This window comes from Bradyrhizobium sp. USDA3010 (assembly GCF_056429065.1).
Genome location: NZ_JBWJZD010000043.1, coordinates 33,764 through 45,648, shown reverse-complemented (window position 1 = coordinate 45,648; position 11,885 = coordinate 33,764). Strand labels below are relative to the sequence as shown.

The window sequence follows — 11,885 nt, the reverse complement described above, 5'->3', positions numbered from 1 at the left end:
GCGTCTGGCTCTCAACGTCGCCCAAGCCCACCCGGACACGACAGTCTCCCTGCGCGGCAAGCTCAAGCGCGCCGGATGGAACGATGCATTCCTCTTCGAACTCCTCGGCCACATGCGATAGCCCTGCGCAAAAGGGGGTGGGGTTGGCTCCTGTCGTGGTCCGTCCCACGGACTACTGCAACAATGTAGATACTTATTGTCGCGGCAGTGCGCCGATGCTCGCGGACCCGATGTCAAAGCCGATAGACGCGTAGAGCGTTATCGTGAAAGAGCTTCTTCTTGTCGGTATCGGACAAGTCCTTCACGATCTCGAAGAAAGCCTCGTAGATCCGGTCGAAGCTGGCGTAGATCTTGTCGACTGGGAAGTTGCTTGCGAACATGCACCGATCGACCCCAAAGTAGTCGATCGTCTTGAGGACGAACGGCCGGATGCTTGCGACCGTCCACTCAGGGTCGACCATTCCGAGGCCTGAGATCTTGGCATGGACGCTTGGAACGGACGCCAGAGCCCGCATGCCGTCTTGCCAGGTCTGAACGCCCGCCGCATCCCGCTGAAGAGGCATTCCGGTATGGTTCAGGATGATGGTCGTGTCCTCGTGGTCACGGGCAACGCGGGCTGCGTCCATCATCTGGTGGGGATAGAGCTGAAGGTCGAAGGAGAAGTCGTACTTCTTCAGCAGGCCAAAACCCTTCAGCCACTTCGGGTCTCGCAGCAGGTCCGAACGTTCGATGAAAGTGTAGCGAGGATCCTGATGCCAGTTGAGGATCTGGCGAATGCCGCGGACCGCCTTGCTTTCCGCGTGGCTTGCAAGAACGCTGTCGGCATTGTCGGCCTCCAGATCCGCGTGCGCGACGATGGCCGTCGGGAAACCTGTCTTGTTTTTCATGTCCTGAAGCCAACGTGTCTCGGTGAGAATGTCGGCCGAGAGCGCGTCGAGATGGACGTCCTTCACGACATTCCATCGTTTGGAATCCTCGCGGTAGTCCGCGAGTGAGTAGGATTTCATGATGGACCGGAGGCTACCTACGATCGGAGCCACCGGTTCGCCGCTTTGGCAAAGCCAGGGATAGGAATAGTTTTCGAGATCCCAGAGGTGATGATGGGGGTCGATTATGGCGCTGACGGACATGACGTCTCTCCAATGGCTCTATCTATGGGTCAGCCCGCGACGTACCCGCCATCGACCATCAAGATATGGCCGGTAATGAAGGCGGCATCGTCGCTTGCGAGGAAAACCAGGGCTTTTGCGACTTCGTCGGGTTCGGCCCAACGCTTCATCGGATGCGCGGCCTTCACGGCATCCGCGCCTGCCTTCGGGTCGGGAAGGCCATTCAGATAGCGCGTGAGGAACGGCGTATTGATAGCACCCGGACCGACGGCGTTCACGCGGACGCCCGAGCCGGCATACTCAACGGCCAGTTGCCGGACGAGCTGCAGAACGGCGCCTTTCGAAGCGCAGTAAGCGGCCTGGGAAGGCAGTCCGACGACGCTGGAGATGGAGCCGGTCGCCGTAATCGATCCTTTCTTGGCGGCCAGCATGTTTGAAAGAGCTCGCTTCGCGGTCAGGAAGAAGGATTTTGCGTTCCCCGCGAGGACTGCATCCCAGTCTTGCTCGCTGGTTTCGTGCAGCGCCTTGGCAATCATGTAGCCGGCGTTGCTGATAAGGGCTTGAACGGCGCCGAACTTGTCCTCGCCAGCACCGAAGATCTTCTCGACATCGACGCTCTTCGAGACGTCGCCGGTGATCGTCGTGATCCGGGCGCCGGAGAACTCCCTATTTAGGTCATGAACCTGATCGGCAATGTCCGTCGCGATGATCTTGGCGTCGTTCTCGGCGAGTTGACGGATGACTTCCTTGCCGACTCCCCCCGCAGCTCCCGTCACGAGCACGACGCAATCTTTCATACCATTCCCTTTTGCCTGCATGAGCTAGTCCTCCCGAAGGTTAGTGTGAGGATGCGACGTAATCCCAGGTGGCGCGCAGGCAGCTAGGCCGCATTCATTCTGATGGCAATTGGTACTGGCTATGGCCGCCTGCCAGCGGTCGGTGCCAGCGATATCAAATTCTAATCGGTGCCAGAGCGTAGGGACAATTGCCGATCGGGGGATCCAATCGCCATGCTCGGACCGTGCCGGCTTTGAGACAGGAAGCTGACGTCATTGCCGTGAGGTCTGGCGCCGCCGCTTCCAGAACAGAGCGATCGGACGAGCCGACGGTGGCTCGGAGAAGAATATTCTTTTGCATAGGGAGGTGGGAATGACTGTTAGCAAGCGCGACGTATTGAAGTTTTCGACGCTACTTGGAGCGTCCGTTCTGGCATCGCCGTTCATCGGCAGGGCGATGGCCGCGGACAAGAAGTTCAAGCTCGGATATTCCCAGTTCTGGGGCACGAATACCTTCCTTCGCACACAGATCGCCGGCGCCCGGAAGGCGATGGGCGAATGGGAAAAGAAGGGCGTGTCGGTCGAGCTCTTGGTGACCAACGGCGGCGACACCGATACCACCAAGCAGGTCGGAGATCTCGAAGACCTTTATACGCAGAAGATCGATGGTCTGCTGATCTTCCCTGGTGACTCCGTCGTTCTCGCCGATCCGGTCAAGAATATCTACAACAAGAACAAGATTCCGGTTGTTGTCACCGATATCGGCCTAAACTCGGGCGACTGGGTGACCTACGTCGTGACGGCGAACGAATTGGGCGGTCGCATGGCCGCCGATCATATGGCCACTCTGGTGCCTAAGGGGGCCAAGGTTATCGTCTTCGACCATGGTCCGGCCGTGCAGTGCATCATCGACCGCAATCGCGGCTTCGAGCAGCGCTCCAAGGAGCTCGGCTTGACCGTCCTTCCGCGCAAGGTGATGAAGCTCTCCCTCGAGGACGGCCGACGCACGATGGAAGATACGCTGACCGAGATCCCGGACATCGCCGGTGTCTTCTTCCAGAACCACGCGCCGACGATCGGTGCTGAGGCGACGCTCGAGGCGGCGAAGCGCTTGGACGTGAAGCTCGTCAACTTCGATACCGATCCCACGGCCTACCGCCTCGTCAAGGAAGGCAAGATCGCGGGCACGATCGTCCAGAACCCCTTCGAGATGGGCTATGTCGGCATGAACTCGATGCTGTCGTTCCTGACCGGCGGAAAAACGGAGAAGCTGGTCGAGTTGCCGCCGAAACTCATGACCAAGGCCAACGCTGCCGAGTTCGTCAATGAACCGCAGGTCCTCGACGCCAAGGTCAATTGAAGCGCGAACAAATAGTGGAGTGTCCGGCGAATGCCGGACACTCCGGACGGGGGAAACAATGAGTGAGTTGGCACTCGTCTGCAAGGACGTCAAGAAAACCTTCGGCAGCATCAAGGCTCTTCGAAGCGCAAGCTTCACGCTGGAAAAGGGACAGGTGGTTGGGCTCGTCGGAGAGAACGGAGCGGGCAAGAGCACCCTTCTCAAGATTCTAGCCGGCGTGTACCAGGCCGATTCTGCCGAGAGCATCAAGTTGCTCGGGAAAGATTACAGCCCACACAACGCGATCGACGCCCTCAAGCGCGGCATCGTGACCATTCATCAGGACATCAATCTTGTGGAAGGAATGACCGTCGCGGAGAACATTTTTCTGAACAATGAGCCGACGAGTCGTCTCGGCGTTCTTACGGCTGGCAGCCTCAACGCGAAAGCGCAAGAGCTTCTCGACCACTACGGAATCGAGGTCGACGCAAGTCAGCAAGTCAGCCGGCTGCCGAATGACCTGAAGAAGATGGTGCAGATCATCAAGGCGATGACTTGGGAGCCAACCATCTTGCTGATGGATGAGCCCACGTCCTCGCTGACCGCAACCGAGGTCGACGTCGTTCTCAAGCTCATTACCGAGTTGTCTCGCAGAGGCGTCGCGATCGTCTTCGTTTCCCATTATCTGTCCGAAGTATTTCGGATCTGCGACACGATTACGATATTGCGCGACGGCCAGACCATCGCCAATCTGCAGAAGGAGTCGACCTCGATTTCGGAGGTTGTGCAGCATATGCTCGGACGTAAGCTGGTCGAAGTCGACGCCAGGAGCAAGCGAGGTGCGGTCGCGAGCACTGAGGTGCTTCTGTCGGTGCGGGGTCTGAGTGTGCCAGGGATGCTTCACGACGTTTCGTTCGATCTTCATCGTGGCGAAATCCTGGGCTTCACCGGTTTAACGGGCTCCGGTCTCACGGAGCTCGCAAAGACCTTGTTCGGCGTCGAGGGATATCAGCCGTCCAAGGGAACGATCGCGATCCGCGGTAACGTAAAGAGCCATTGGAATCCCGGCAAGGCCATCAAGGAAGGGGTGGCCCTGTTGACCGGTGACCGGCTGCGTGAGGGGATTCTCCCCGATTTCACCATCGCGGAGAATGTTGGGCTTCCCATCATCGGCAAGTTGCGCAATGCACTGGGGTTGCTGTCGAGGAGCAAGATCGACGCCATGGGAACGCGGTGCGTCCGTGAGCTCAACGTCAAGGCGCCGAGCGCGCATGTTCCGATCAGAACGCTAAGTGGCGGAAACCAGCAGAAGGTGCTGATTGCGAAGTGGCTGGAAACGCGCCCAAAAATTTTCATTCTGGATGATCCGACCGTCGGTATAGACGTCGGCTCCAAGGACGAGATCAGAAAGATCATCGAACGCATTGCCTCCGAAGGTGTCGGAGTCATCATAATCAGCACCGAGATGCCGGACATCGAGAAGCTCTGTGACCGGGCTATCGTGATGTTCCGCGGCTCCATCGTTGGAGAGTTTGCCGGCGCGCAGCTGGAGCACAATCGAATTCTCGAAACTTCGGTCAGTGGGAGGAAAGCGGCATGAGCACATACACGCTAGAGGCTGGGCGCTCGAATTTGCAGGAGAGTATTCGACGCTCGTACGGTCTCATCCAGTCCGTGGCCGTCCTGCTCGTTCTGGTCGTGGTGATGTCGATCGTCTCACCGCGATTTGCGTCCGTGATAAACATTCAGAACCTGATGGCTCAGATGTCGGCAGCGCTAATCGTGGCTGCAGGCATGACCATCGTGATGATAAACGGCGAGTTCGATATCAGCGTGGGTGCCGTCCTGGCCCTGACGGCATCCATTGCCGGCAAGCTGATGCCCGAGATCGGAATCACGGCAACGTTTGCGCTTGCGCTGGTGGTGGGGCCGCTATTCGGCCTTTTCGCCGGCGTTGTCGTGACAAAGTTCGGCATCCCGTCGTTCATAACCACGCTCGGAACGATGATGATCGCCCGAAGCCTAGCGTTCGTGACAACTCAAGGACAGGTGGTGTCCAACGTCCCGGAGTCATTCAGGATTATCGGCCTTGGGCGACCCCTTGGCATTCCGATGCCCTTCATCATCGCAATCCTGACGATTCTGGCGGGTTACGTCCTCCTCAACCACACGGCTTTCGGAAAGAAGGTGTATGCCATTGGTGCGAATCGAAATGTGGCTGCGCTGTCCGGAATCAACGTGGATCGCATCAAAATCGTTTGTCTGATGATTTGTGGTCTTTGCGCGTCCTTCGCCGGGATGGTCCTGCTGGCGCGTATCGGATCGATCCAGGCCGACACGGCCCGCGGATTGGAATTCGAAGTGATTGCCGGCGTTGTTATCGGAGGTGTCAGCCTCAGCGGCGGGCAGGGCAATATCCTGCGAGTGATCATCGGTGTCGTGGTCATCGCGCTGATCAGGAACTTCCTCAATCTCGCTCGCATCGACATCTTTTGGCAGGACTTCGCGACCGGCTCGATCATTCTTGCCGCGGTCCTGTTGGACGCCCTCCAAAAGCGTATTGCGGGATCGCGTTGAGTCACCCAGGGGGAGGGCCCTGCGCGGAAATCGGGGCGAGTACGCGCAGGGCCCGATGAAAAGAACTTGCGGACGACACACCGCTATCAGGACAGCCGTTTGAAAAAGCCATCGACGCGTAAGCGTTGATTTGGAACGAGGAGGATGCCGTGAATACAGGCACGAAGGACATTGTGGACGCCGTTATCGTGGGCTCCGGACCGAGTGGAGCGATCGCGGCTCGCCGGCTGGCGGAGGCTGGATTATCCGTCGTTTGCCTCGAGCAGGGCGAGTACCCGAACTACACTTCGATCAATTTCGACGAGCCGACATTCGAGCTCAAAAGAGACCAGGTGTTCAGTTGGTACCCGAACAGGCGCATGAATGCAGCCGACTATCCGATCAACGACGAGGAATCAGACGTTGCGCCGTTCATGTGGAATGGCGTTGGAGGAAGTTCAGTGATCTACGCCGCGGCGTGGCATCGCTTTCAGCCGAGCAATTTCCGCGTCAAGACTTTGGACGGCGTCGGTGCGGACTGGCCGCTGACCTATGATGACCTGGCTCCGTACTACGCGCGGGCAGAGGAGCAGATGTCCGTGTCGGGAGTGGGTGGTGATCCATCCTATCCGCCGTTCGATCCACCGCTCCCGCCCATGCCGATGGGCGTGATCGACAAGAAACTATTCGCTGCTCACAAGCGTCTGGGGTGGCACATTTGGCCTGGTACCAACGCCATTGCCACGGTGAAGCATAACGGCATGAACCCGTGCGTGCGGCGCGGTGCATGCATGGCTCCGGCCTGTTTCGACGGAGCGAAGGGGTCCGTCGACCGGACGCATTGGCCCACCAACATCAAGCTAGGTGTGAAGCTCGTGCAGCGGGCGCGCGTGTCACGGGTCGAAACCGACCCATCGGGTCTCGCGACCGGCGTCACCTATATTGATCGTGAGTCGGGCAAGACGCATTTCCAGGCGGGGCGAATCGTCATCGTCAGTGCCAACGGCATCGGCAGCCCGCGGATCCTGTTGAACTCGCATAGTGCGAAGTTCCCCAAGGGGCTCGCCAATAGCTCCGATATGGTCGGACGCCACTTGATGATGCACCCCCACGGCATGGTGATGGGCCTGTTTGATGATCACTTCGACAGTTGGCAGGGTCCGACCGGACAGAGAGCCTATTCGCAGCAATTCACGGAGACGCAGCCCGGTGTCGGGTTCTTACGCGGCGCAAAGTGGCAGCTCATGGGCACGGGCGGACCGCTCGGGACAATTGGCGTCTGGCCGTGGGGTAAGCGCGCGGGCTGGGGAGCGGAATTCCACAAGATCGTTCACAAGCGGTTCGGTCGCTCCGCGATGTGGTCGATTATTGGCGAAGATCTGCCGAATCCCGAAAATAGGGTCGTGATCGATCCGGTCTTGAAGGATGCGGACGGAATTCCGGCGCCGAAACTCATCTACCGGTGTGACGACAATTCCCGAAAGTTGGTCAAATGGCACGAGGAGCACGCCGCGATCTCGATGCGCGAGGCGGGGGCGTACGAGACCGTTATCGCGCCGGACTCGCGTGAAACAGGCTGGCACATTCTCGGGTCGGTTCGCATGGGGGCGGACCCCGCGACATCGGTGGTCGATGGATTCGGACGCGCCCACGATGTCCCGAATTTGTTCGTGATGGACGGCAGCGTGATGCCGACATCGGGGCCGGTGAACCCAACCGGAACCGTGGCCGCACTCGCTCTGCGCAATGCCGAAGCGATCGTAAACAGTCGTCGCGATCAGAGAGTCTCATCGAAAGTCGCCTGAGGAGCACCTTTTATGTCCACTACATACGAAGACATTCGCGCTCAGCTGGGGTGGCTGTGCGATGCCATGATCCCGGGGGACAATGAACTGGGTATGCCCTCCGCGAGGGCCGCCGGCGTTCTGGAGACGCTGCTCCCGCGCGCACTCAAAGCGCGCCCGGATCTCGCGCCACGGTTCTACGAGATCGTCTCCAAGCTGCCTGCGGAGAAGCCTCACGATCCGCTCGCGTTTCTCAATGCGATCCCGGTCGAGGAAATGGATGTCGTCGGTCGGTTCGTCGCGGGCGCGTATTTTTCGGGGGAAGAGGTATCCAAGAATCTCGGATTCACCGGCTTCCAGGCGCTTCCCATGAATCCCGACTACGACGAGATCATGGAGACGATCGAGCCCATTATTGCCCGCGGCCTTGCTACGTTAAGGTCTAGGTCAAGTCGCTCCGGACTTTGAAGGGGTAGGCCGTCGTCCACGTGCGGCTGGCCTGCCCGTTGCTCCAATCCGGGCCCGTCGCCGAAGCCAAGTCCTGTCGCCAAGTGCATCGAGCGCAGGCGATCGAAAAGTCGTTCCGGCACACATCTCAGTCCAAACTGTCAAAAAAGATCGGGAGAATTCGATCGATGAAGATTCTCGTCGCGGTGAAGCGCGTCGTCGATTTCAATGTCGCAATCCGTGTTAAGGCCGACGGCTCGGGCGTGGACATCGGCAACGCGAAGATGTCGATGAACCCCTTCGATGAGATCGGCGTGGAGGAGGCGGTGCGCCTCAAGGAAGCCGGAAAGGCCACCGAAGTGGTGGTTGTTTCGATCGGCCCTGCCCAGGTCCAGGAGACGCTACGCACGGCGCTGGCTATGGGGGCCGACCGGGCCATTCTGGTCAAGCACGAGGACTATGTGGAGCCGCTCGGCGTGGCCAAGGTGCTCAAGGAAGTCGTTACAGCCGAAAAACCCGACATCGTGATTCTGGGCAAGCAAGCCATTGACGATGACTGCAATCAAACGGGACAAATGCTCGCCGCGTTGCTGGACTGGCCACAAGGTACGTTCGCCTCGAAGATCGACATAGAGGATTCGACTTTGACCGTCGTGCGCGAGGCGGATGGCGGCCTGCAGACCGTCAGGCTCAGGATGCCAACTATAGTTACGACGGATCTCCGGCTGAACGAGCCGCGCTATGCATCGTTGCCCAACATCATGAAGGCAAAGAAGAAGCCTTGCGACGAAATGACTCCAGCAGACTACGGCGTAGATGTTAAACCGCGCCTCAAACTGATCAAGACGGAGGAGCCGTCAAAACGGCAGGCAGGCGTGAAGGTGTGTTCGGCGAGCGAGCTCGCAGCAAAGCTCAAGGAAACGGGTGCGATCCGATGACCGTTCTACTCATCGCGGAACATGACAACGCGTCGCTGAAAGAAGCTACTCACAAGGCACTGTCCGCGGCCGCCAAGGTGGGTGGCGATATTCACGTACTCGTGGCGGGCTACCAGGCCGCGGCAGCGGCTGAGCATGCGGCAAAATTGACCGGCGTGACGAGGGTTCTGCATATCGACGCTGCGGAGCTCGAGCGTCCGCTGGCTGAGCCCATGGCGGCGAATATTGTTGCGCTTGCGGCCGATTACGATCACATCGTCGCGCCGGCCACCAATAACTGCAAGAACTACATGCCGCGCGTGGCCGCGATGCTTGATGTGATGCAGGTGTCTGAAGTGTCGGACGTGAAGGCAGCCGACATATTTGTCCGACTGATTTATGCGGGCAACGCCGTCCAGACGGTCCAAGCGACCGACGCGAAGAAGGTGATCACGGTGCGTATCGCCTCGTTTCCGCCGGCAAGCGAGACCGGGAACGCCGTCGTCGGGCGTAAAGAGGCCGTTGCTGACCCGGGCCTGTCCTCCTACGTGGGCGAAACCATCTCTCGATCGGATCTACCTGAACTCACTTCAGCCAAGGTTGTCATCTCGGGGGGACGGGGTATGCAGTCCGGCGAAAATTTCAAGCTGCTCGAAGCGGTGGCGCGGAAGTTGAACGCCGCGGTGGGCGCGTCTCGTGCGGCCGTCGATGCGGGTTTCGTGTCGAATGATTATCAGGTGGGTCAAACCGGCAAAGTGGTGGCACCCGAACTCTACATTGCGGTCGGCATTTCCGGCGCCATACAGCACCTCGCTGGTATGAAGGACTCTAAGATTATCGCGGCGATCAACAATGATCAGGATGCACCCATTTTTCAGGTGGCGGACTTCGGCCTGGTCGCCGATCTATTCGAGGCCTTGCCCCAACTGGAAAAGGCGCTGTGAGGATGCTGGAGTGTTGCGGTGAAGAAGGGACCGACAAGTCCCTTCTTTCAGGCGAGGCGCTGAAAGCCTCGGCATCGATCACGTTATGACATGCTTCTGAAGCAATGTGGCTTGCTGGGGCATGTATGCGTCTCCTTCGCCGCAGCGAACCAAACCATCTAGGGTGTGATAGATGCCAGCGGCGATTAAATGCGAAGCGCCGAGTTCATCAGCCATCTGATTGTAGTAGGAAAAATCCTTGCAAGCATTTGCCACGGTGAAGCGAAGTCGTTCCGTTTGTTCTTTTTGAATGTAAGGAATGAGCCGATCGAGCGCAACGCCGGCGCCGCCACCGCGGCTCAAGCAGTCCACAAGTGCGCCCATTGAGACGCCTCCTTTAGCGGCGCAGGCCACGGCTTCCGTGATCAATGTGACGGTGCCGAGTGACACAAAATTGTGGAGCAGCTTGAGCTGGTGCCCTGACCCGACGCCGCCGGCGTAAAAGATGTTTTCCGCGAACGAAGAAAGTAGAGGTTGCAAGGACTCGACCACAGCGGCGTCCCCACCAACCAGGAGGTTGAGCCGGCCCTCTTCGGCCTCCTTCGGAGTGCGCGTCATTGGAGCGTCGACAAAGTGGCAGCCTTTTGCGGAGACCAACTCCGCCAACCTGATCGTCGAGCTCGGAATTGCTGTCGAGCAGTCGATAACAATTGTACCGGGGCGGAGCGCATCAAGTACGGCGCCGCTCCCGGTCAGGACATCCTCAACTTGAGGAGTGCCCGTAACGCATAGGATGAGAACGTCGGATGTTCTCGTGAGCTCTGACGCTGAAGGCCACCCCACCGCGCCCTTCGCATCGAGATCGTCCGTCGGTTGGTTGCCCGCGTGTCTTAGATAACGGGTCTTCCACCCTCGGAGGATAAGATTTTTGGCAATGCCGTGCCCCATCAGGCCGATCCCGATAATACCTATCTGTTTCTCCATATCTGCTCCTCTCTGGCGGCAACCTCGCCGCAACCTTTCCTCGCGTTCTTTAATTCGCCGGTCGGTCCTGAATGGGCGGGCTCGCGGATGAACTACGATGCCAAGGGGGATCTGCGCACAATGGCGTCGATCCGGCGATGTATTCGGTCGTAGTCCTCAGCAATGCGTCTTGCGGTCTCGACAACCGGTGCATCCACCATCTTCCCGTCGACCCCGTGGGCGCCACGGTTGCCTGCCGCGAGAACCGCGCGGGCATGCTCGAGATCCGCTGCCGGAGGGGCCATGCCGCGCAGCGCCGGCACGACCTGCGCAGGGTGGATCAGCAATTTGCCCCGAAAGCCGAGCTCTCGGGCCAGGGAGGCATCGGACTCAATTCCTGCCTCGTCTCCTATCGAAATAGTCACGCCGTCGAGCGGCGCGGCCGCACGCGAGAGGGCCGAGGCGAACACGAGTTCCGACCGGGCCGCCAGCAGGGCGCGCGCCGAATGAGCGGCTCCGATCGAATTCGCATAGTCGATCGATCCGAACGCCACTCGGGTGCATAGAGGTGCGAGATGGCGGGCGTTGGCGATGCCTGTAGCCGTCTCAACCAGACCTATTGGCAAGCGACCCGGAAGCAAGTCGGCGAGGCGTGGGAGGTCCTCGCATTGCTCCGTTTTGGCGAGCATGACGCCGATCGAGCTCGGCAGATCCTCGAGGAGACGAACATCTTCATCGTGATCCGTCGTTCGAGGTCCGTTCATGCGGATGACGACCTGGCCGGGAAATTCCTGCGTTGGAAGAACGGCGCGCAACGTTCTCCGCGCAGCGGCGCGATCATGTGCCGCAACTGCATCTTCGAGATCAATGACGATCGCGTCGGCGCCGGAAGAAGCCGCCTTGTAGAAGCGTTCAGGCCTCGTGGCGGGAATGAACAAGGCAAGAAATGGATCGCTCATCGTCATGTCCCACCCAAAGGCGTCGTCGCGGAGGTTCGGGCAGCGTTAAGCATCCGCTTCTGCGACCGCAACACCGAATCGTTGACCACTGATATTGCGAAAACCAATGACT

General features: G+C 59.2%; 11 protein-coding genes and 1 pseudogene. 8 read left to right on the top strand and 4 right to left on the bottom strand.

Features of this window, described 5'->3' with window-relative positions; translation table 11 throughout:
* A pseudogene (locus AC066Y_RS37615) lies at positions 1-121 on the top strand (ISAs1 family transposase); the annotation flags it as partial.
* 112 nt (positions 122-233) lie between these two features.
* On the opposite strand, the gene AC066Y_RS37610 reads toward AC066Y_RS37615, so the two are convergent.
* On the bottom strand, positions 234-1,130 hold the full coding sequence (locus AC066Y_RS37610) for an amidohydrolase family protein (RefSeq protein WP_478278263.1): 897 nt from the start codon (positions 1,128-1,130) through the stop codon (positions 234-236).
* 29 nt (positions 1,131-1,159) lie between these two features.
* The gene (locus AC066Y_RS37605) at positions 1,160-1,927 is read right to left on the bottom strand and encodes an SDR family NAD(P)-dependent oxidoreductase (protein ID WP_478278262.1); all 768 of its coding nucleotides are present in this window, start codon (positions 1,925-1,927) and stop codon (positions 1,160-1,162) included.
* A gap of 331 nt (positions 1,928-2,258) precedes the next feature.
* On the opposite strand from AC066Y_RS37605, the gene AC066Y_RS37600 reads away from it, so the two are divergent.
* The 7 genes from AC066Y_RS37600 to AC066Y_RS37570 all read left to right on the top strand — a co-directional run bounded on the left by AC066Y_RS37600 (position 2,259) and on the right by AC066Y_RS37570 (position 9,872).
* Positions 2,259-3,245, top strand: a complete 987-nt coding sequence (locus AC066Y_RS37600) for a substrate-binding domain-containing protein (RefSeq protein ID WP_478278261.1) — start codon at positions 2,259-2,261, stop codon at positions 3,243-3,245.
* Between the two features lie 58 nt (positions 3,246-3,303).
* Entirely contained in the window at positions 3,304-4,824 is a 1,521-nt protein-coding gene (locus AC066Y_RS37595) for a sugar ABC transporter ATP-binding protein (protein ID WP_478278260.1), read from the top strand.
* A complete protein-coding gene (locus tag AC066Y_RS37590; protein WP_126261737.1) occupies positions 4,821-5,801 on the top strand; it encodes an ABC transporter permease in 981 nt (326 codons plus the stop codon). The genes AC066Y_RS37595 and AC066Y_RS37590 overlap by 4 nt, the downstream gene beginning before the upstream one ends.
* Before the next feature lie 149 nt (positions 5,802-5,950).
* A complete protein-coding gene (locus AC066Y_RS37585; RefSeq protein ID WP_478278259.1) occupies positions 5,951-7,585 on the top strand; it encodes a GMC family oxidoreductase in 1,635 nt (544 codons plus the stop codon).
* 12 nt (positions 7,586-7,597) lie between these two features.
* Positions 7,598-8,032 carry a hypothetical protein gene (locus AC066Y_RS37580; protein ID WP_478278258.1) on the top strand — a complete coding sequence of 145 codons (435 nt, stop codon included), beginning with the start codon at positions 7,598-7,600 and terminating at the stop codon, positions 8,030-8,032.
* 167 nt (positions 8,033-8,199) lie between these two features.
* Positions 8,200-8,949 carry an electron transfer flavoprotein subunit beta/FixA family protein gene (locus AC066Y_RS37575; protein WP_478278257.1) on the top strand — a complete coding sequence of 250 codons (750 nt, stop codon included), beginning with the start codon at positions 8,200-8,202 and terminating at the stop codon, positions 8,947-8,949.
* The gene (locus tag AC066Y_RS37570) at positions 8,946-9,872 is read left to right on the top strand and encodes an electron transfer flavoprotein subunit alpha/FixB family protein (RefSeq protein ID WP_478278256.1); all 927 of its coding nucleotides are present in this window, start codon (positions 8,946-8,948) and stop codon (positions 9,870-9,872) included. The genes AC066Y_RS37575 and AC066Y_RS37570 overlap by 4 nt, the downstream gene beginning before the upstream one ends.
* 78 nt (positions 9,873-9,950) lie before the next feature.
* Here AC066Y_RS37570 and AC066Y_RS37565 read toward each other — a convergent pair whose 3' ends face one another.
* Complete coding sequence (locus AC066Y_RS37565; protein WP_478278265.1) at positions 9,951-10,889, bottom strand: NAD(P)-dependent oxidoreductase; 939 nt, start codon at positions 10,887-10,889, stop codon at positions 9,951-9,953.
* Between the two features lie 38 nt (positions 10,890-10,927).
* A complete protein-coding gene (locus tag AC066Y_RS37560; RefSeq protein ID WP_478278255.1) occupies positions 10,928-11,773 on the bottom strand; it encodes an HpcH/HpaI aldolase/citrate lyase family protein in 846 nt (281 codons plus the stop codon).
* Positions 11,774-11,885: the final 112 nt, after the last annotated feature.

Coding starts and splice junctions, on each gene's coding strand:
- AC066Y_RS37610 (WP_478278263.1), bottom strand. CDS start 1,130: ATGTCCGTCAGCGCCATAATCGACCCCCATCATCACCTCTGGGATCTC.
- AC066Y_RS37605 (WP_478278262.1), bottom strand. CDS start 1,927: ATGCAGGCAAAAGGGAATGGTATGAAAGATTGCGTCGTGCTCGTGACG.
- AC066Y_RS37600 (WP_478278261.1), top strand. CDS start 2,259: ATGACTGTTAGCAAGCGCGACGTATTGAAGTTTTCGACGCTACTTGGA.
- AC066Y_RS37595 (WP_478278260.1), top strand. CDS start 3,304: ATGAGTGAGTTGGCACTCGTCTGCAAGGACGTCAAGAAAACCTTCGGC.
- AC066Y_RS37590 (WP_126261737.1), top strand. CDS start 4,821: ATGAGCACATACACGCTAGAGGCTGGGCGCTCGAATTTGCAGGAGAGT.
- AC066Y_RS37580 (WP_478278258.1), top strand. CDS start 7,598: ATGTCCACTACATACGAAGACATTCGCGCTCAGCTGGGGTGGCTGTGC.
- AC066Y_RS37575 (WP_478278257.1), top strand. CDS start 8,200: ATGAAGATTCTCGTCGCGGTGAAGCGCGTCGTCGATTTCAATGTCGCA.
- AC066Y_RS37570 (WP_478278256.1), top strand. CDS start 8,946: ATGACCGTTCTACTCATCGCGGAACATGACAACGCGTCGCTGAAAGAA.
- AC066Y_RS37560 (WP_478278255.1), bottom strand. CDS start 11,773: ATGAGCGATCCATTTCTTGCCTTGTTCATTCCCGCCACGAGGCCTGAA.